Source organism: Cryptosporangium arvum DSM 44712, assembly GCF_000585375.1.
Classification (GTDB): Bacteria; Actinomycetota; Actinomycetes; order Mycobacteriales; family Cryptosporangiaceae; genus Cryptosporangium; species Cryptosporangium arvum.
This window is the reverse complement of sequence record NZ_KK073874.1, coordinates 6,102,056-6,121,106: the sequence shown is the minus strand read 5'-3', so window position 1 is coordinate 6,121,106 and position 19,051 is coordinate 6,102,056. Positions and strand designations below refer to the sequence as shown.

Annotated in this window: 20 protein-coding genes; 11 read left to right on the top strand and 9 right to left on the bottom strand. The window is 73.8% G+C overall.

The annotated features are described in order from the left end of the window. Window positions 1-21: 21 nt before the first annotated feature. Window positions 22-1,125, bottom strand: coding sequence for a nucleotide disphospho-sugar-binding domain-containing protein (locus CRYAR_RS28015; RefSeq protein ID WP_035856375.1), 1,104 nt, complete (start codon window positions 1,123-1,125; stop codon window positions 22-24). Window positions 1,126-1,205: 80 nt separating this feature from the next. Between CRYAR_RS28015 and CRYAR_RS28010 the strand changes: the two genes are divergently transcribed. From CRYAR_RS28010 to CRYAR_RS27995, 4 genes are all read left to right on the top strand, one after another. Further along, window positions 1,206-2,165, top strand: a complete 960-nt coding sequence (locus tag CRYAR_RS28010; RefSeq protein WP_211247677.1) for an ATP-binding cassette domain-containing protein — start codon at window positions 1,206-1,208, stop codon at window positions 2,163-2,165. Then, the gene (locus CRYAR_RS28005) at window positions 2,162-3,004 is read left to right on the top strand and encodes an ABC transporter permease (RefSeq protein ID WP_035856372.1); all 843 of its coding nucleotides are present in this window, start codon (window positions 2,162-2,164) and stop codon (window positions 3,002-3,004) included. The genes CRYAR_RS28010 and CRYAR_RS28005 overlap by 4 nt, the downstream gene beginning before the upstream one ends. Before the next feature lie 5 nt (window positions 3,005-3,009). Then, complete coding sequence (locus CRYAR_RS28000; RefSeq protein ID WP_035856370.1) at window positions 3,010-3,576, top strand: dihydrofolate reductase family protein; 567 nt, start codon at window positions 3,010-3,012, stop codon at window positions 3,574-3,576. Between the two features lie 108 nt (window positions 3,577-3,684). Next, window positions 3,685-4,782: a coiled-coil domain-containing protein gene (locus CRYAR_RS27995; RefSeq protein ID WP_035856368.1), complete on the top strand. Its 1,098-nt coding sequence runs from the start codon at window positions 3,685-3,687 to the stop codon at window positions 4,780-4,782. On the opposite strand, the gene CRYAR_RS27990 is transcribed toward CRYAR_RS27995, so the two are convergent. Continuing rightward, a complete protein-coding gene (locus tag CRYAR_RS27990; protein ID WP_035856366.1) occupies window positions 4,771-5,781 on the bottom strand; it encodes a phosphotransferase family protein in 1,011 nt (336 codons plus the stop codon). The genes CRYAR_RS27995 and CRYAR_RS27990 overlap by 12 nt on opposite strands. A 168-nt stretch (window positions 5,782-5,949) precedes the next feature. On the opposite strand from CRYAR_RS27990, the gene CRYAR_RS27985 reads away from it, so the two are divergent. After that, on the top strand, window positions 5,950-7,080 hold the full coding sequence (locus tag CRYAR_RS27985; RefSeq protein WP_035856364.1) for an FAD-dependent monooxygenase: 1,131 nt from the start codon (window positions 5,950-5,952) through the stop codon (window positions 7,078-7,080). On the opposite strand, the gene CRYAR_RS27980 is transcribed toward CRYAR_RS27985, so the two are convergent. Then, a complete protein-coding gene (locus CRYAR_RS27980; RefSeq protein ID WP_035856362.1) occupies window positions 7,064-7,744 on the bottom strand; it encodes a winged helix-turn-helix transcriptional regulator in 681 nt (226 codons plus the stop codon). The genes CRYAR_RS27985 and CRYAR_RS27980 overlap by 17 nt on opposite strands. A gap of 59 nt (window positions 7,745-7,803) precedes the next feature. Here CRYAR_RS27980 and CRYAR_RS27975 point away from each other — a divergent pair, with 59 nt between their 5' ends. Further along, complete coding sequence (locus CRYAR_RS27975) at window positions 7,804-8,595, top strand: class I SAM-dependent methyltransferase (RefSeq protein WP_035856360.1); 792 nt, start codon at window positions 7,804-7,806, stop codon at window positions 8,593-8,595. A gap of 2 nt (window positions 8,596-8,597) precedes the next feature. Here CRYAR_RS27975 and CRYAR_RS27970 read toward each other — a convergent pair whose 3' ends face one another. Next, window positions 8,598-9,437, bottom strand: a complete 840-nt coding sequence (locus tag CRYAR_RS27970; RefSeq protein ID WP_211247676.1) for an SAM hydrolase/SAM-dependent halogenase family protein — start codon at window positions 9,435-9,437, stop codon at window positions 8,598-8,600. Window positions 9,438-9,518: 81 nt separating this feature from the next. Here CRYAR_RS27970 and CRYAR_RS27965 point away from each other — a divergent pair, with 81 nt between their 5' ends. From CRYAR_RS27965 to CRYAR_RS27955, 3 genes are all read left to right on the top strand, one after another. Beyond that, window positions 9,519-10,763: an MFS transporter gene (locus tag CRYAR_RS27965; protein WP_211247675.1), complete on the top strand. Its 1,245-nt coding sequence runs from the start codon at window positions 9,519-9,521 to the stop codon at window positions 10,761-10,763. Next, on the top strand, window positions 10,730-12,118 hold the full coding sequence (pdxR, locus tag CRYAR_RS27960) for a MocR-like pyridoxine biosynthesis transcription factor PdxR (RefSeq protein ID WP_035856357.1): 1,389 nt from the start codon (window positions 10,730-10,732) through the stop codon (window positions 12,116-12,118). Before CRYAR_RS27965 ends, pdxR begins: the two co-directional genes overlap by 34 nt. Before the next feature lie 86 nt (window positions 12,119-12,204). Then, window positions 12,205-13,392 (top strand): winged helix DNA-binding domain-containing protein, encoded by a 1,188-nt coding sequence (locus CRYAR_RS27955; protein ID WP_035856356.1) that lies wholly within the window; start codon window positions 12,205-12,207, stop codon window positions 13,390-13,392. On the opposite strand, the gene CRYAR_RS27950 is transcribed toward CRYAR_RS27955, so the two are convergent. After that, entirely contained in the window at window positions 13,367-14,314 is a 948-nt protein-coding gene (locus CRYAR_RS27950; RefSeq protein ID WP_051571037.1) for an aminoglycoside phosphotransferase family protein, read from the bottom strand. The two genes, CRYAR_RS27955 and CRYAR_RS27950, sit on opposite strands and share 26 nt — an antisense overlap. Continuing rightward, window positions 14,311-14,736, bottom strand: coding sequence for a rhodanese-like domain-containing protein (locus CRYAR_RS27945; protein ID WP_157018129.1), 426 nt, complete (start codon window positions 14,734-14,736; stop codon window positions 14,311-14,313). The genes CRYAR_RS27950 and CRYAR_RS27945 overlap by 4 nt, the downstream gene beginning before the upstream one ends. Before the next feature lie 93 nt (window positions 14,737-14,829). Between CRYAR_RS27945 and CRYAR_RS27940 the strand changes: the two genes are divergently transcribed. Next, window positions 14,830-15,942: a hypothetical protein gene (locus CRYAR_RS27940; protein WP_035856354.1), complete on the top strand. Its 1,113-nt coding sequence runs from the start codon at window positions 14,830-14,832 to the stop codon at window positions 15,940-15,942. 143 nt (window positions 15,943-16,085) lie between these two features. Continuing rightward, the gene (locus tag CRYAR_RS27935) at window positions 16,086-16,643 is read left to right on the top strand and encodes a hypothetical protein (protein WP_035856353.1); all 558 of its coding nucleotides are present in this window, start codon (window positions 16,086-16,088) and stop codon (window positions 16,641-16,643) included. Between the two features lie 52 nt (window positions 16,644-16,695). Here the strand turns inward: CRYAR_RS27935 and CRYAR_RS27930 are convergent, their stop codons facing one another. The 3 genes from CRYAR_RS27930 to CRYAR_RS27920 form a co-directional block, all read right to left on the bottom strand. Continuing rightward, window positions 16,696-17,064, bottom strand: coding sequence for an FKBP-type peptidyl-prolyl cis-trans isomerase (locus tag CRYAR_RS27930; protein WP_035856352.1), 369 nt, complete (start codon window positions 17,062-17,064; stop codon window positions 16,696-16,698). A gap of 251 nt (window positions 17,065-17,315) precedes the next feature. Then, on the bottom strand, window positions 17,316-18,488 hold the full coding sequence (locus tag CRYAR_RS27925; protein WP_035856350.1) for an aminotransferase-like domain-containing protein: 1,173 nt from the start codon (window positions 18,486-18,488) through the stop codon (window positions 17,316-17,318). Between the two features lie 130 nt (window positions 18,489-18,618). Continuing rightward, a complete protein-coding gene (locus CRYAR_RS27920) occupies window positions 18,619-19,047 on the bottom strand; it encodes an HIT family protein (protein ID WP_035867103.1) in 429 nt (142 codons plus the stop codon). Between the last annotated feature and the right edge of the window lie 4 nt (window positions 19,048-19,051).

Sequence of the window (19,051 nt, the reverse complement as noted above, 5' to 3'; positions counted from 1 at the left end):
CCCGCGCCACCGTCCGCAGTGTCAGTTCGCCAACGTAGCGACGCGGTCCGCGATCTCCGCGGGGGAGGGGCGGGCGGCCAGCTCGTCCTGGATCCGGACGCTCACCCGGCGCAGCTCGTCGTCGGTGATGAGCCGTTGCAGGTGCTCGGCGGCGGGGCCGTTGCGCGGGGCGCAGAGACCGGCGCCGATCTCCGCGACCAGCTCGGCGTTGTGCCGCCGGTCGCCGGGGCCCGGCACCACCAGCTGCGGTACCCCGGCCGCGAGCGCGGCCTGCACGGTGCCGGCCCCGCCGTGGTGGACCAGGCCGGTACAGGTCGGCAGCACCGCGTCGAGCGACACCCACCCGATCGTGCGGACGTTGTCGGGGAGCTCCGGCGGAAGGTCCGGCTCCGGGCGGACCAGCACGAACTCGGCGTCGATCGAACCGGCCACCGCGACCAGCGCCTTCATCAGGTTCCCGTTGCCGGGCCCTGCGACCGTGCTGCGGCTGACCAGGATCCGCGGCAGCGCCGGCGTCTCGGTGAGCCAGGACGGCAGTGACGCGGGCGCCGGCGGTTCGTAGCGCATCGGCCACCCGGGGCGCGGCCCGACCACGCTCGGCGGCAGGACCTGGATCACGGCCGCCGGGTCGGGCAGCCGGTCGATCGCGAGCCGGCGCAGCGCCGGACCGGCCGCGGCCGCGGCGAGCTCCGCCCCGTCGAACAGATTCGTCTCGTGCCGGACCGCCGGTACCCCGTGGCCGGCCGCCGCGATCGCCCCGGCCACGGCCAGCGGCTCGGTGACCACGACGTCCGGATCGAACTTCTCGGTGACGTCCCGGACCGCCCCGGCGAGCCTCGCGTTGATCGTCCCGAACAGCGCACCGACCCCCTTGGTCCCGCCGCTGCCGGCGAGCTCGGCGCGGGCGGTCAACGGGTGTCTCAGCGCGACGCCGCGGGCGATCGCGGCGAAGTCGAAGTCGGGGGCGACGTCCTCCACCGGCAGGTCCAGCTTTCTCACCGCGGACGCGGCGTCGGCGGCGGTGGCGAAGAGGACGTCGTGGTCGGCTCCGGCGAGTGCACGGGCCAACGGAAGGAGCGGGAGGACGTGACCGGACAGTGGTGCAGAGACCACCAGAACGCGCATGCGCCGACGTTAGGGTGACACAGCGTCCACGGTCACTAATTCTGTCGTACCGAATTGATAGACCCGGGAGCATGGGGACCATGGAGAGAGCGATCGAGACCGTCGGGCTGGTCAAGACGTTCGGAGAGACTCGAGCCGTCGACGGGATCGACCTGAGCGTGCCCACCGGCACGGTCTACGGGGTGCTGGGCCCGAACGGCGCGGGCAAGACCACCGCCGTGCGCATCCTGGCCACGCTGCTGCGCCCCGACGGCGGGGAGGCGCGCGTCTTCGGCCACGACGTCGTGCGCGAGGCCGACGTCGTGCGCAGCAAGGTGAGCCTCACCGGCCAGTACGCGTCGGTGGACGAGGACCTCACCGGCCTGGAGAACCTGCTCCTGCTCGGCCGCCTGGTCGGGCACAACAAACGCACGGCCCGGTCGCGGGCCGACGATCTGCTCACCGCGTTCGGGCTCACCGACGCGGCCGGCCGCCAGGTGAAGAAGTACAGCGGCGGCATGCGGCGCCGGCTCGACATCGCCGCCAGCATCCTCAACACCCCCGACCTGCTCTTCCTCGACGAACCCACCACCGGTCTGGATCCCCGAAGCCGCAACCAGGTGTGGGACATCGTGCGCGCGGTCGTCGCCTACGGCACCACCGTGCTGCTCACCACGCAGTACCTCGACGAGGCCGATCGGCTCGCGGGCCGCATCGCGGTGATCGACCACGGCAAGGTCATCGCCGAGGGCACCCCGGGTGCGCTGAAGTCCTCGATCGGTGCCGGCACCGTGCACGTCCGCCTGCGGGAGGCCCACCAGCGCGGCGAGGCCGCCGAGATCCTCGGGCGGTCGCTGGAGGCCACCGTGCTGCAGGAGGCCGATCCGGTCGCGCTCTCCGTGCGCATCGGCGGCGGCTCCGAGCGCGGCGCCGCCGAGCACGCGTCCCGGGCGCTGGCCGAGCTCGCCGCGGCCGGCATCGTCGTCGACGACTTCTCACTCGGCCAGCCCAGCCTCGACGAGGTCTTCCTCGCCCTCACCGCCAAGGGAGCAACACCATGACGACCACGGCCGACGAGTCCACCGTCTACGTTCCCACGGCCGAGACGCTGCAGGCCGTCCTCTCGCCGGCCGGGCGCCCCACGCCGCCCGGGCCGTTCGCGGCGTCGATCGTGTTCGGCTGGCGGGCGATGCTGCGCATCAAGCACGTCCCGGAGCAGCTCTTCGACGTGACCGCGTTCCCGCTGATCATGACGCTGATGTTCACGTACCTGTTCGGCGGCGCGCTCGCCGATTCGCCGCGCGACTACCTGCAGTTCTTCCTGCCCGGAATCCTGGTCTCGAGCGTCGTGATGATCACGATGTACACCGGGGTGGGGCTCAACACCGACATCGAGAAGGGCGTGTTCGACCGGTTCCGCACGCTGCCGGTCTGGCGGCCGGCCGCTCTGGTCGGCATGATCTTCGGCGATCTGCTGCGCTACGTCATCGCGTCGCTGGTGATCCTGGCCGTGGGCCTGGCCCTCGGGTTCCGCCCCGCCGGCGGTGTCCCGGGCGTCGCGGCCGGTATCGCGCTGCTCGTCGTGTTCTCGTTCGCGTTCTCCTGGATCTGGACGTACTTCGGGCTCGTGCTGCGCAGCGAGAAGTCGGTGATGGGTGTCAGCATGATGGTGCTGATGCCGCTGACGTTCCTGAGCAACGTCTACGTGGACCCGTCGACGATGCCCGGGTGGCTGCAGGCGTTCGTCAACGTCAACCCGATCTCCCAGCTGGTGACCGCGATCCGCGGGCTGATGGCCGGCGAGTTCGACGGCCCGGCCGTGCTCTGGACGTTCGTCGCAGGCGCCTTCTTCGTCGTGGTCTTCGGCTCGCTCACGATGCACCGCTACAACCGGAAGTAAGCCCGATGCGAACCCTGGTGGTGACCGAGAACATCACGCTCGACGGCGTGATCGACGCGACCGGCGGCTGGTTCGACCCGGCCGGCACGAACCCCGGCCTCGACACGTCCGACCTGACCGAGGCGCTGGCCGAGCACATGCGCGGCGCCGACGCGTTCCTCGTCGGGAGGGTCACGTTCGAACAGATGCGGGGCTTCTGGCCGGCGCAGACCGAGGACACCACCGGGGTCAGCGCGTACCTGAACCAGGTGCGCAAGTACGTGGTCTCGCGCCGCCTCACCGAGGCCGGCTGGGAACCGACCACGATCCTGCGCGGGCCGCTGCGTAGCGACGTCGCGGCGCTCAAAGCCCAGCCGGGCCGCGACATCGTCGTCACCGGGAGCATCGACCTGGTGCGTCAGCTCGTCGCGGAGGACCTCGTCGACGAGTACCGGCTGTTCGTCTACCCGACGGTCGTCGGCCAGGGTGCCCGGCTGTTCCCCGACGGCGTCGAGCGCCCGGGGCTGCGGCTGCTCGAATCACGCACGTTCCGATCCGGAGTAGTGCTTCTCCGGTATTCCGCGAACCATTAATCACATTGACCACACGAGTAACACGCGCAATTAGTTTGCGATTAAGGCCGACGCAAATTCGCTCGTGCGGGACGGGGGCGCGGTTTCCGTTCTGCCTACGGTGCGGGTGTGCTCGGAACTTCCCCCGCTCGTCTGCTGGCCATCGTCCTGATCGGACTCGCGTTGCTGCTCAGCGCGGTTCCCGGTCCGGCGTCGGCGGCACCGGGGCCGGCCGCGGAGGACGACGAGGGCGGCACCGAGGCGCTCCGGCGTGACCTCGACACCGCGACGGCCGGATACAACAACGCGCGGGCGAAAGCGCAGGCGTCGCAGAAACGCCGCTCGGCTCTGGTCACCCGGATCGCGAGCGCCGAGAAACGCATCACGGCGCTGGAGGACCAGGTTCAGGAACTGAGCGCGGCCGCTTACCGGCACGGCCTGCCCGACCCGGCCACCGCGATGGCCAACTCCCGCTCGCTGCCCGACATGATCGGCAACGTCGGCCTGGTCGACAGCCTCACCCGCCAGCGCAGGCAGACGCTCGACGACCTCGTCGACACCCGGTCGGACCTCGTCGCCGCCCGCCGCCGGATCGACACCGAACTGGCGAAGCAGCGTCGCGAGGAGCGGACGATGCAGCAGCGCCGCGCCGACGCCGAGCGGGCGCTGGCGAAGGCGAAGGTCGGCGGCCAGAAGTCGGGCGGCTTCACCAGCGACGGCGAGAACAACGACGTACCGGAGGCCACCGGCAACGGTGAGCAGTCCACGCCGAAGAAGAAGCGCACCGGGAAGAAGGCCCGGAAGGCGACCTCGGCGCCCCGCCGCGGCGACGGTTCGTACGGCTCCGAGGGCTGCTCGCAGGACGACCCGACCTCCGGCGGCTGTCTGACCCCGCGCACCCTGCACGCGCTCCAGCAGACCAAGGCGGCCGGCTTCACCCGCTACGTGCACTGCTTCCGGCAGGCGTCGTTCGGAGAGCACCCCAAGGGCCGGGCGTGCGACTTCGCCGCCGCGGCCGGCGGGTTCGGCGGGGCCGCGACCGGCGGTGACCGCACCTACGGCAACCGCCTGGCCGCGTGGTACGTCGACAACGCCGACCGGCTCGGCGTGCTCTACGTCATCTGGTACCGGCAGATCTGGCTACCCGGCTCGGGCTGGCGCGCCTACCAGAGCGGCGGTGACCCGTCCGCGGCGCACACCAACCACGTCCACCTCTCAGTCCAGTAGCGCCCGCGCGCGCGACGCCAGCTCGCCGACCGCCGCACCGGCGCGCGCGTACCCGTCGCCGACCGTGCCACCGGCCAGGTAGCGGGCGTGCACGCCCTCGAGGATCACGGCCAGCTTGAACGCGGCGAACGCGCGGTAGAGCGGCAGCAGTTCCAGGCTCCGGCCGGTGCGGGCGGCGTAGGCGGCGGCGAACTCGTCGGCGGTGGGGAAACCGGGATGCCCGGTGACGCCGCCCGCCGACGACACCGTGCCGTCGTCACCCCAGTAGAGGAGCGTCAGCGCCAGGTCGGCCAGCGGGTCGCCGAGGGTGGAGAGCTCCCAGTCGACGACCGCGGCCACCCGGGTGCCGCGCACGATCATGTTGTCCAGGCGGTAGTCGCCGTGGACGAGCGTCGTCTCGCCGTCGGCCGGGAGCGCCGCGGCGAGGCGGGTCAGCACCTCGTCGAGGACCGGCAGGTCCCGGGTCCTCGACGCGTCCCACTGCCGGCCCCACCGCCGCACCTGGCGCTGCAGGTAGCCGCTCGGCGGCCCGAAGTCGGCCAGCCCGGTCGCGGCCAGGTCCACCTCGTGGATGCGGGCCAGCGCCTCCACGACGGCCGCCCCGACCGCGGCCCGCTCGTCGACGCTGAGCGACGCGGTCTGCTCGACGGACCGGTACACCGCACCCGCGACGTCCTCGACCAGGTAGAACTCAGCCCCGAGGACGTCGGGGTACGGGTGGTGGGCGATCGTGCGCGCGACCGGGACGGCGCTGCGCTGCAGGCCGGAGAGCACCCGGTACTCGCGGGCCATGTCGTGGGCGCTCGGGAGCACCGGGCCGCGCGGTGGCCGCCGGAGGATGAGCGACCCGGTGTCGAGCGTGATGCGGTACGTGAGATTCGAGAGCCCACCGGCGATCAGCTCGGCGTCCTGCACCGAACCGTGCTCGGGGATGTGGGTCGACGCCCACGCGGTGAACCTCGCCAGGTCGAGGCCTGGCAGAGCTGGGTCAGAAGCCACGTTGCTCCTTCCGATCGCTGCCCTTCCAGTGTCGCAGCGTTATGGTCGTCCACAGTGGTCACGAAACATCGACGTGGGAAATACTCGGTATGGGAAGAATCGATTTCCTTCATGTGACCTGGGTCTCGCATAGTGGGTTCCCCTGCCCGTGACGACGCGGAGAATGCCATGCCAGCTGTAGCGAACGTCCTGGTCGTCGGCGGTGGCGCGGCCGGTGCCGCAGCCGCGGTCCTGCTCGCCGAGCGTGGCGTGACGGTGGAGATCGCCGAAGCCAAGCCCGGGATCGGCGCGCTCGGCTCCGGCATCACGCTGCAGGGAAACGCGCTGCGCGTGCTGCGTCAGCTCGGGGTGTGGGAGCAGGTCAGCGCGAAGGGCTACGCGTTCGACGATCTGGGCATCCGCGCGCCCGACCCGGCCGGCACGATCGTCGCCGAGTTCCCCGACGCCCGCACCGGCGGCCCGGAGCTGCCGGCGACGCTCGGCATGTACCGGCCCGACCTCGCCGCGATCCTGCTCGGCCGGGCCGCCGAGGTGGGCGTCACGGTGCGCTTCGGCGCCGCGTTCGCCGGGCTGACCCAGGACGACAGCGGTGTCGACGTGCGGTTCGCCGACGGCTCGAGCGGCCGCTACGACCTGGTCATCGGTGCCGACGGCATCCGCTCGGCCGTGCGCCGCGCGGTCGGCGTCGAGCTGGAGACCCGCGCCACCGGCATGGGCATCTGGCGGGTCTTCGCGCCCCGGCCGGCCAGCGTGACGCGCACCGATCTGATCTACGGCGGCCCGAGTTACATCGCCGGGTACTGCCCGACCGGCGAGGACACGCTCTACGCGTACATCGTCGAGAAGGCGCAGGACCGCAGCGGCCTGTCGCCCGAGGAACAGCTCGCGACGATGGTCGAGCTGTCGCGGGCCTACCACGGCCCCTGGGACGACATCCGTCCCGGCCTGACTGACCCGAGCCGGGTCAACTACACCCGGTTCGAGGAGCACCTGCTCGACGCGCCCTGGAACCGCGGCCGGGTCGTGCTCATCGGCGACGCCGCCCACACCTGCCCACCCACCCTGGCCCAGGGCGCGGCGATGGCGCTGGAGGACGCGGCGGTGCTCGCCGAGCTCCTGCTCAGCGCCGAACAGCTCGAGCAGAGCGTTTTCGACGTGTTCACGGTGCGCCGCTACGAGCGGGCGAAGACCGTGGTCGAGTCGTCGGTGCAGCTGGGCCAGTGGCTCATCGACGGCGTCCGCGGCGACGTCCCCGGCCTGATGGGCCGGGTCTCGACCCTGGTCAGCCAGCCGGCCTAGGCACGGAGGCGAACATCGTCGGGCGGAACCAGGACGGTACCGCCCTCCGCACCGCCGACGGGCCGTCGAGCACGACGTCGCCGGCGCGCACGGCCTCGGCCCACGACACGTCACCCCGCCAGACCAGCACCATCCGGCGCAGGTCGGCGGTCACCCGCACCGCCACGTCGTGGCCGGGGTCGACATCGCAGACGTCGACGTCGGGCGGCGCGATCACCAGCCACCAGGTCCGCTTCCCCGCCTCCACCCCGGGGAAGCGGAACTCCACCACGGTGCGTCCCGGCGGCACCGCGTCCTGGTCGACATGGCGGTGCAGGTCCCACAGGAGCAGTTTCGGGTCGAGGTCGGCGTCCCCGAGCCGGCCGACCCACCGCACGCCCCACGCGCCGAGCGCCTGCACGATCGGCGCGAGCTCCGCACCCGCCGGGGTGAGCACGTACTGGACCTCGCGCCCTCCCGGACGGCGCTCGACGACACCGGCCGCGACCAGCTGCTGCAGCCGCTTGGACAGCAGCGTGGGGGACATCCGCGGTAAGCCGCGGCGCAACTCGTTGAAGTGACGGCTCCCCGCGACGAGCTCCCGGACGACGAGCAGCGTCCAGCGTTCGTCGAGCAGCTCCATCGCCTTCGCGACCGGGCAGAACTGGTGGTACGACGCGCCCATGGGAGCACGGTACAGATCGTGTACTAGGGCAGCACGCTCCGTTTTCCTAGCCTCGACCCATGGACGAACTGAAAGCGCGCCACCGCGCACTCTGGGCGCTCGGCGACTATCCCGCCGTCGCCGCCGATCTCGTCGCTCCGCTCGGCCCGGTCCTGGTCGCCGCCACCGGCATCGGGCCCGGTCACCGCGTCCTCGATGTCGCGGCCGGCTCCGGCAACGTGGCGATCCCGGCCGCGCTGACCGGAGCCGCGGTCGTCGCCGCCGACCTCACCCCGGAGCTGCTCGCGGCCGGGCAGACGCTCGCGGCCGACCGGGGCGCGTCCCTGACCTGGCGCGAAGCCGATGCGGAGGACCTGCCGTTCGCGCCCGACTCGTTCGACGTCGTGGTCTCCTGCGTCGGCGCGATGTTCGCGCCGCACCACCGGGCGACCGCCGACGAGATCGTCCGGGTCACCCGTCCCGGCGGCACGATCGGGCTGATCAGCTGGACGCCCGGCGGGTTCGTCGGGCAGCTGTTCGCCACGATGAAGCCGTTCGTCGCCGCACCGCCGCCCGGCGTGCAGGCCCCGCCGCTCTGGGGCTCCGAGGAACACGTGGCGACCCTCTTCGGCGACCGGGTCAGCGGCGTCGTGGCCGAGAAACGCACGTTGACGGTCTCCGCGTTCGCGTCCGGGGCCGAGTTCCGCGATTACTTCGCGGCGAACTACGGGCCGACGATCGCGGCGTACCGCGGGTTGGACGCCGATCGGACCGCCGCGCTCGACGCCGCGCTCGCCCGGCTGGGCGACGGTGCGCTGGTCGGCGGTGGAATGGAGTGGGAGTACCTGCTCTGGACCGCGTCGGTCGTCTGAGGTCAGGCCCGCACCGAGACCCGCGTGCCCGGTTCGGGGTGGTCGAGCAGCTCGGCGGCGCTCCCGCCGCGCAGCAGCACCTCGTACCAGCGCACCGCGGAGCCGTCCCGCCGGGTCCAGCCCGAGCTGCCCGGCGCGAACGCCAGCGTCCGCGCCGGGACGTCAAACGTGCCGTCGCTGATCATCGCCTCGGCGCCGATGCCACCCACCCGCAGGGTCACCACCGACCCGATCGGCGCCGGCGGCTCCGTCCAGCTCGTCTTCAGGTTGCCGTAGCCGTCGACGTAGATCAGCGAGCGTTCCGGCGGGGCCGGGATCGCGGCCGGGTCGACGGGGCCGGCCTGCTCGGCGTCGCCCCGGAGTATCCGTGGCAGGAGCGGGGGGAACGCGTCGCGGGACCGGAACTGGGAGCCGGTCGGGGGGATCACGATCTCGGTCAGCTCGTCGGTCTCGTCCCGCAGGAACGCGAAGACGTGCCCGGCGTCCACCCCGACGACCCGCGTGCCGTCGCCCAGCCGGGCGGCGAGGAGCCGCTCGCCCTCGTTCTCCGGGCGGGGCGCGTCGGAGTCGGCCCGCGGAGCGACGTTGCAGTAGACCAGTCGATCCGCCGGGCCGGGCGTCAGCGCCAGCTGGGCGATGCAGAACCCGGCCGCGAGCGTGTCGAACGGCGGTACCGGCGTGTAGACCACGTCCGCGCCCGGCAGGTGCAGTGCGAGCTGCTGCCGGACCTCGGCGAAGGCCAGGTCCCCGGGGCCGTAGTCGGCGATCAGGTGCACGAGCATGCGCCCGGCATACCCCCGGCCGTCGGCGATACAACCTGCTTCGAAGGGTTTTGTCGCCATGAGGGGAGGGACGCAATGGCCCAGTTGGATCGGGCCGAATTGGATCTTCGGAGTGGGCCGATAGGTCGGCAGGCTGGACCCGTGAAACTGCTGCCCGCTCCCGGTCCCGCGCGTCGGCTCGCGCTCGCCCAGCTCGCGAACTCCGTCGGCGACGGGGCGTTCTTCGTCACGTTCGCGCTGTTCTTCACCCGGATCGTCGGATTACCGGCCGGGCAGTTCGGGCTCGGGGTGTCGATCGGCTGGGTCGCCGGGCTGCTGGCCGGCGTGCCGCTCGGCCACTTCGCCGACCGGCGCGGCCCGCGCGGCACCGCGGTCGTGCTCGCGGCGGCGACCGCGCTGTCGGTACTGGCGCTGCTGGGCGTGCGGTCGGTGCCGCTGTTCGTCGTCGCGATGTGCGCGTACGCGTGCAGCCAGGCCGGGCTGCACGCGGCCCGGCAGGCGCTGCTGGCTCGCCTGATCGCACCCGCGCTGCGGACCGAGACCCGGGCGTACCTGCAGTCGACGACGAACGCCGGGCTCGCGCTGGGCGCGGCGCTCGGCGGGGCGGCGCTGTGGCGGGACACCGCCGCGGCTTACGTGTCGGTGCTGGCCGTGGACGCGGCCGCGTTCGTGCTGGCCGCGCTGATCCTGCGCACGCTCCCCCCGGGGACGCCGGCCGCCCCGGCGGCTCCCGGTACGCGGGGGTCGGCCCTGGCGGTGCTGCGTGATCGGCCGTACGCGGTGATCACGCTGCTGCAGGCGGTGTTGCTGCTGAACATGCCGCTGCTCAGCTGGGTGCTGCCGCTGTGGATCGCCGAGCGCACCGAGGCGCCGCGCGGCATGGTGGCCGCGGTGCTCGTGCTCAACACGCTGAGCGTCGCGCTGCTGCAGGTCCGGGTGGCCCGGGTGGTGCGCGACGTCCGCACCGGCGCCGCCGCGGTCCGCCGGGCCGGCCTGCTGCTCTTCGTCGCCTGCCTGGTGTTCGCGCTGTCCGGCGGGGGAGCGTCGCCCTGGCTGGCCACCCTGTGCCTGGTGACCGCGGCCGCGGTCCAGGTCGCCGGCGAGATGCTGCACTCGGCCGGCTCCTGGCAGCTCAGCTTCGACCTCGCCCCACCCGATCGCCACGGCCAGTACCAGGGCTTCTTCTCCAGCGGCGTCGCCCTCGCCCGGATGGTCGGCCCGGCGCTGCTCACCACGCTCGTCGTCACCTGGGGGACACCCGGATGGTTCGTCCTCGGCGGGATCTTCGCGCTGGCCGCCGCGCTGATGGTGCCCGCGGCGCGGTGGGCGCAACGCAGTACGGTCGGCGCAGGATGGAGATCCACGTCAGCGGCCGAAGTGGTCTAGCCGCCCAGATCTACCGGCAGGTGCGCGCCGCGGTGCTCGAGGGCCGCCTGCGCCCCGGTGAGCAGGTTCCGGCCACCCGCGAGCTGGCCGCGCAGCTCGGGATCTCACGCACCACGGTCGGCGTGGCCTACGACCGGCTCACCGCCGAGGGCTTCCTGGTCGGCCGGGTCGGCGCCGGAACCTACGTCAGCGACGCCCCGCTGCCCGCCCCCGCGTCCGCCCGCCCCGGCCCGCCCCTCCCGGTCGCCGTGCCGGCGGACAGCGGTGGGCCCGGCGGCGCTCCGCGTGCGGGCTGGGATTTCCGGGTCGGGATGCCGGACCCGGACCTCTTCCCGCTGGCCACCTGGCGCCGTCTGATGAGCGCCGCCCTCCGCGCCGCGGTCTTCCGCGACGACGCGTACGGCGACCCGGCCGGAGTCCCCGCGCTGCGCGCCGCGATCGCGCACCACGTCGGCGTGGCCAGGGCGGTACGCGCGCACACCGACGACGTCCTCGTCACCGCCGGCGCCCAGCAGGCCTTCGACCTGATCGGACGGGTCCTGCTCGCTCCGGGCGACCGCGTCGCGATCGAAGCACCCGGGTACCCCGCCGCCCGGGCCCTCTACGCGGCCCGGGGCGCGCGGATCGTCGACGTCCCCGTCGACGCCGAGGGCCTCGTCGTGGACGCGCTGCCGCGCGACGTCCGCCTGGTGTACGTGACCCCGGCCCACCAGTACCCGCTCGGCGTCCCGCTCTCGCTGACCCGCCGCGCCGCCCTCCTGCGCTGGGCCGACCACCACGACGCGATCGTCGTCGAGGACGACTACGACAGCGAGTTCCGGTACGCCGACCGTCCGCTCGAACCGCTCCAGAGCCTCGACCCCGACGGCCGTGTCGTCTACGTCGGATCGTTCGCGAAGACGCTGTCCCCGGCCTTGCGACTCGGCTTCCTGGTCGCGCCGCGGTCGCTGCGCCCGGCGCTGGTGGCGGCCCGGCGCCTCGCCGACCGGCACGGCGACCCGGTCACCCAGCACGCGCTGGCCCGTTTCCTCGACGAGGGTCGGCTGGCCCGGCACGTCCGCCGGGCGACCCGGGTCTACGCCGCCCGCCACCAGGCGCTCACCGTCCGGCTCGACCGCGACTTCGCCGACGTGCTCACCCGCATCCCGTCGGCCGCCGGGCTGCACCTGAGCGTCCGCGCCGCGCCCGGCGTCGACGTGGCGCGACTGGCCCGCGGGGCCGCACGCCGTGGCGTCCACCTCGAGACACTGCCCGAGCACGGCGGGCTGGTCTTCGGGTTCGGCCTCGTCCCGGCCGAGAAAATACCGTCCGGCCTCGACGCGTTGCGCGACGCGGTGGACCGGGGCCACGAGTGACCCCCCGACCGACACGGGGTCTCCTCGCGACGCGGTCGCCCGCCGGCTGACCAGAACTGTCGGAGGGGTCCGGCACCATCCGGGCCATGCCTGAATTCAGCGACGAGGAGCGCCGGCGGCGGCTCGGCGTGCGTCATGCGCTGGCGCCGGCGGCGCGCGCCGCCGACCCGGTCGAGGCGGCGGCCCGGGTGGTCGCACTGCACGCCACCGACGCCGCGAGCGTGTTCCTCGCCGTGCGCGCCCGCGCCGCCCGCGGTACACCGGCCGACCTCCAGGACGCGCTGTACACACGGCGCACGCTCGTGCGCATGCTCGGCATGCGGCGCACGGTGTTCGTCGTACCCAGCCCGCTGCTCCCGGTCATCGAGGCGTCGACGATGGAGCGCGTCGTCGCCACCCAGCGCCGCGCCCTGCTCAAGGACCTGGTCACGGCCGGGGTGCCGGATACCGAGGCCTGGCTCGCCGACGTCGAGGCCGGCACGCTCGCCGCGCTCGCCGCCCGGGGCGGCACGGCCTCGGCCGTGGAGCTGGCCGCCGCCGAGCCGCGGCTACGAACGACCCTGCACCTGGCACCGGGCAAGCCCTACGAGGCCCGCCCCGCGATCACCAGCCGCGTGCTGACGATTCTCGGCGCCGACGGGCGGATCGTCCGCGGCCGCCCCACCGGCACCCTGTTCTCCCAGCGCTACCAGTGGGCGCTGGCCGAGCAGTGGTTGCCGGTACCGCTCGACCGGCCGCCGCCCGCCGAGGCCCGCGCCCGGCTCGCCGCGGCCTGGCTCGCCGCGTACGGGCCGGCGCCCGCGTCGGACCTGCGGTGGTGGACCGGCTGGACGGGGGCGCAGGTCACCCGCGCGGTTTCCGACGCCGGGGCGATGCCGGTCGCGCTGGCCGGCGGCGCCACCGGGCTGGTGCTCCCCGGCGACCGGGAGCAGACGCCCGACCCCGGCCCGTGGGTGGCTTTCCTGCCGGCGCTCGACCCCACGACGATGGGCTGGGCCGGGCGCGACTGGTACCTCGGCGAGTACGCTCCACTGCTCTTCGACCGCGCCGGCAACGCGGGCCCGGCGATCTGGCTCAGCGGCCGCATCGTCGGCGGATGGGCGCACCGGCCCGACGGTGAGGTGGCCGTCCGGGTCTTCGAGGACGTCGGGCGCGAGGCGTCCGCGCTCATCGAGGCCGAGGCGCAGCGGGTGGCCGGGTGGCTGGCCGCCGCCGGTGGCGTCCGCGTCCTGCCGCGGTTCCGCACCCCTACCGAACGGGAGCTGAGCGGCTGAGCAGCCTGGCCACGTCGAGCGCGCGCCCGGGCGGGCCGGGCTCGTCCTGGCCTTCGGTGTCCCACACCGCCGAGAGCATCGCGACCGCGAACCCCCACGCGGTGACCCGGTCGACCGGCTGGGCGAGGCCGTCCGCGAGCTGCTCGATCCGGGCCGGCACCAGCGCGAGCAACGACGGGTCGCGACGGTCGGGGTCGGGGTTGTAGAGCAGGGCCGCGGCCTCGTACGCGGGGTCGCCGACCAGGCCGTGCGGGTCGATCGCGAGCCAGGGTTCGCGTTCGGCCCGCAGCACGTTGTCGTGGTGGAGGTCGCCGTGCAGCACGACCGTGCGGGTGCGGTCGGCGCAGAGCTCGCCGAACAGCCGGTCGGCCCGCTCCACCAGCTCCCGCGGCAGCGGTCCGTGGTCGCCGAACCGGTGGAGGTACTGCCCGAACGCCTCGCGCTGCGTCTCCACCTGCGGCAGTGGGGTCGCGCCTGCGCGATGGAGGCGGTTCACGACCGTGATCAGCGCGGCGGTCGCATCGGCGTCGCGAGCGGCGAGCGGACGGCGCCGGGCACCACCGGTGAGCAGGTCGCGGGCGAGCGTGCCGGGCTCGGCGCGTTCGAGCAGCAGAACGCCCCGGCCGGCGTCCTCGTCGAGCAGCCGGACCGCGCCGCGCCCGTCGAACGCACGCAGCGCGGCGACCTCGTCCCGGAGGTGCCCCGGGCCGGGTGGCCCGAGCTTGAGCACCGCCGGGCGCCCGGCGGCGTCCGTCACCGGCGCGACCCAGTGGAACGAGAGGGTGTACGGCTCGCCGACGCTCAGCGTCCGGTCACGAGCGACGTCGTGGATCAGGCCGGGCAGCGCCGCCACCCACCGGCGCCCTTCGTCGCCCCAGGCGGCGACGGCGTTGCGCACCAACGCTCCGGGTACCCGGGTCATCGGCGGATCGCGGCGGGGTCGCCGCCGATCGGGAGATCGGCCGCGATCCACGCGCCGAACCCGCCGGCGAGGTCGGTCGCGCGCCAGAGCCCCAGCTCGCGCAGGCGTGCGGCGGCCAGACTCGACTCCTCGCCGTCACGCGACACCAGCACGATCTCGACGTCGAAGCTCGTCACCTCGGGCAGATGACCCCCGCTGTGGGGCACCGCGCGCCACTCCAGCACCGATCGCTCGAGCACGATCGCGCCCGGTAACCAGCCCTGCGCCCGCCGCTCGACGATCGTCCGGATGTCGATGAGCACGGCACCGCGGACGAACGCGGCCACGGTCTCGGCGGGGGTCAGCCGCCAGACGAACTCGTCGGGTCGCGCGGGTTCCGGCTCCTCGCGTCGCCGATGCTGCCCTCCCGTGTTGTCGCGCACGCACCGATTGTGGCCCGGCCGTGCTCCGGCCGCGGCAGGTAGGTCCCGGAGAAGTGGGATGCGTCGACCGGACGACGGTGCCACGCTGACGCGATGCCCGATCTGTCAGAGCTCGCCGCCGTCGCCGCGCGTGCCCTGCATCCGCGCTTCGGAGCGGTGACGCTCACCCCCACCACGCCCCTCACCAGCTCGCGATCCACGGTCTTCCGCGCCCACCTGCGCCCCGCCGGCGTGCTCGGGAGCGTCGTCGTCAAAGCGCCGACCGGCTCCGCGCCGTGGCGTGAGCGCGCCGCGCTCGACGTGCTCGGGCGCGCCGGAGTGGGCGGTGTCCCCGAGCTCCTGGCCGGCAGCGACGATCCGCCGCTGATCGTCCTCGCCGACGCGGGCACCGGCCCGTCCCTCGCCGACCGTCTCCTCGGCACCGATCCGGACGCCGCCACCGACGCGCTGCTGACCTGGGCCGGGGCGACGGCGACCCTCCAGGCGTCCACGGCCGGGCTGGCCGTGCCGTTCACCGAGGCGCTCGCCGCCGCGTCCGCGTTCGGAGCGCCTCCGGCCGACACCTCGGCCGAGGACCTCGCCGAGGCCGCCGCCGCCCTCGCCACCCATCTGCCGCAGCTCGGCGTCACCCCGGGCCCGGCGGCGCTCGAGGCGCTGCGCACGGTTCCGGCCGCGCTCCCCGCCGACGGGTCGGCCCTGGACCCGGGCGACGCCTGCCCCGACAACAACGTCGAGACCGCCGACGGGCTGATCCTGCTCGACTTCGAGTTCGCCGCACACCGCCACGTCGCCTGGCACGCCGCCTACCTCCGGGTGCCCTGGCCCACCTGCTGGTGCAGCTGGCGTCTGCCCCCGGAGGTCGCGCGCCGCGCCCTGGACCGGTGGCGGACCACGCTGGCTCCGACCGTCCCCGCCGTGGCCACGCCCGCGTTCGAGGCCACGCTCGACCTCGTGACCGCCGCCTGGGCGTTGCTCTCGGTGAGCTGGTTCCTGCCCCTGGCGCTCGCCGGCGACCCGCCCACCACCGAGCCCACCCGCCCGCGACCGTCGCGCCGGCAGATGGTGCAGTCCCGGCTCGACACGCTCGCGCAGCTCCCGCTCCCGGCCGGGTACGAACCGCTGCGCCGCCTGGGCGCCGAAGCCTACGACGCGACGGTTCGCGTGTGGGGGCCGCAGCCGATGCCGCTCGCCCCGGCGTACCGCTGATCGGCCACTCGGCCGATGCGCCTCTCGTCCGACGCGTGAAATCGCTGTGGACGGAGGGCCGCAGGGTCCGGTGGGCGGGCATGATGGAGGGGCAGCGCCGGTGTGGCGGGGGCCGATCCGAGCACGCTGCCCTGGGGAAAGCTGTGAACTGTCCCGGCTACGTCGTCGATTCCGGCCCGGCGGCGCCGAGCGACGACGACCTCCGCCCGGTACTCCGGTCGCTCGGCGAGCCCGCGAACGGCGGCGTGCAGCTGATCGGCCCCGGTCGGCACGTCCTCGCCGCGGCGCTCGTGCGGGCGTTCGGGCCGCGAGCGGCGGCCGTCGTCCGGGTCCGCCACCCCGCGAGCGCCGACCAGGTGCTCGACGCGGCCGCCGACACCTTCGTCGAGGCCGCGCGCACCGCCGGGCTCCCGGAGGCCCATCCGTGGCACGCGCTGGCCGCGCCGCTACGCAACCGCGCCCATCCGTGGCCCGCGCGGTTCCAGCTGCTGTCGGTGCACGTGCTGGCGAAGTGGCCGGTGCTTCTGGTCGTCGACGACCCCCGGCTGACCGACGCGGGCGCGCTCCACGACACCGGCCTGGCCGCCCTGGCCGCGGCCTGGGTGCACGATCCCGGTCCCGGCCGGGTGGTCCTCACCGGCGCGGTGCCGATCGCGCTGACGACGAACCCCCACCGCCCGGTGCGCGTGCATCACCTCTGAGCCGTCGGACGCCGCCCGGCGAAACCCCTCCCGCCGGGCGGCGTCCGGCCTACTAGCGAATGCCGACGAGGTCGACGACGAAGATCAGCGTCTCGCCGGGCTTGATCACGCCGGCGGCACCGCGGTCGCCGTACGCGAGGTGCGGCGGGATCGTCAGCTTGCGCCGCCCGCCGATCTTCATGCCGTTGACTCCCTGGTCCCAGCCGGAGATGACCTGACCGGCGCCCACGGTGAAATCGAGCGGGGCACCGCGGTTGTACGAGGCGTCGAACTCCTTGCCGGTGGAGTGGGACACCCCGACGTAGTGCACCGAGGCCACCTGGCCGGCGCCCACGGTGGCACCGTCACCGACGGCCAGGTCCTCGACGACCAGGTCGGCCGGGGGAGCACCCTCGATCGGGCCGACGTCGGGCTTCTGCATCAGTTGCCTCCTAGAGAGCGGATAGGGCGCTCTCGATCGAACCATGGCCGGTCAGCGAGCCGCGCCCCGGCTCGCCCGTGGAGGCCCGTTCCGTACCCGGAGCAGCCGAAATAGGCCCAGTTGGTGGCCACTGTCCTAAGCGGACCTAACGACTGTCTTAAGCCGTGGCTCTTCGAGCCCAGGTGATCCACCGTCCGGGTGATGCTGTTCCCGCCGGCCGGACCACCCCCCCGGGTCCGGCCGGCCCCCGCCTAGCTCAGTGCCTCCCCGAGCCGCTTCATCCCCTCGTGAATCTCCTCCGGCGAGTTCGTCGTGAACGACAGCCGGAGCGTCGCGCGATCGGGATCCCCGGCGTAGAACGGCGCACCCGGCACGAACGCCACGTCGTGCGCGAGCGCGGTCGCGAGCACCGAGGTCGCGTCGAACCCGTCCGGCAGCCGCACCCACACGAACATCCCCCCGTCCGGGTCCGTCCACGTGCTCCCGTCCGGCAGCACCGACGGGAGCGCCGCGATCATCGCGTCCCGCCGCTCCCGGTACGCCTTCCGCAGGCGCGCCACGTGCGCGTCGACGTCGGCCACCGCGAGGTACGCCGCCGCCGCGGCCTGGTCGATCGTCGACGTGTGCAGGTCCGCGGCCTGCTTCGCGACGACGAGCGCCGGACGCACGTCCGCCGGGCTCCGCACCCACCCGAGCCGAAGCCCGGGCGCCCCGATCTTCGAGAAACTCCCCAGGTGGAAAACCTGCTCCGACCCGGCGGCGAGCGGCGCGACCTCCTCGCCGCGATACCGCAGCTCGCCGTACGGATCGTCCTCCACCACCCGCATCCCACCGGCCGCGGCGATCCGCGCGACCGCCGCCCGGCGCGCGGCCGGCAGCGTCCGGCCGGTCGGGTTCGCGAACGTCGGCACCGTGTAGAACAGCACCGGCCGGTGCCGCGCGACGACGTCGGCCAGCGCGTCGGGGTCCACGCCGTCCTCGTCGCCGGGCACCGCCACGATCCGGGCGCCGGCCAGCTGGAAGCTCTGCAGCGCGGCGAGATACGTCGGCGACTCCACCGCGACCACCGCGCCCGGGTCGAGCAACGCGGTCGTGACGAGCGTCAGCGCCTGCTGTGACCCGGTGGTGATCACGAGGTCGCCGGCCTCGGTGGGCAGTCCCCGGCCGGTGAGCCGCGTCGCGACGAGCGTCCGCAGGTCGGCGTTGCCTTCGGTGGGTGCGTACTGCAGCGCGAGCCGCGCACCGGGCCCGGCGAGCACCCGCGCGTACGCCTCCCGCACCCCGTCGAGGTCGAAGAGCTCCGGCGCGGGCAGCCCACCGGCGAACGACAACACCTCGGGCCGCTCGAGCAGCGCGAGCAGATCCCGGACGGGCGAGCTCGCGACACCGTGCAACCGGGCGGCGAGCGGGGGCAACGACGACACGACGACCTCCAGGGCGCGAACGAAGCGCGGGCGGCGACGGTGGTGCCGTGCCGCCCGGGCGTAGGGTGCGGCCCTGGTCGGGTCCGGTCTCGAGGCTAACTCGCCGTTCCTAAATAGCGGAACGGAGTTCCTACTTAGTGGGAACCTGGTCGGCGTGCCCGTTCCGGATCAGGGCTTCACGCAGCCGCTCCGCGGCCTCGTCCATGTCCTGCGAGTCCGGCCGTGGGTCGGCGTTCCCGAAGTCGAGGTCGTCCAGGTCCCAGGCCGGGTAGGTGTGCAGGTGCAGGTGCGGCACCTCGAACCCGGCGATGATCAACGCGGCCCGGGGCGCCTCCCACGCGTCCTTCTGCGCCTGCCCGATCGTCTGCGCCACGGTCGTGAGATGCGTGATCAGCTCCACCGGAGCGTCGGTCCACTGATCGATCTCCTGCCGCGGCACCACCAGCGCGTGACCGGGCCGAATCGGCGCGATGCTCAGGAACGCGACCGCGTGCTCGTCCTTCCAGACGAAACGTCCCGGCAATTCCCCGTCGATGATCCGCGTGAATATGCTCGCCACCGAC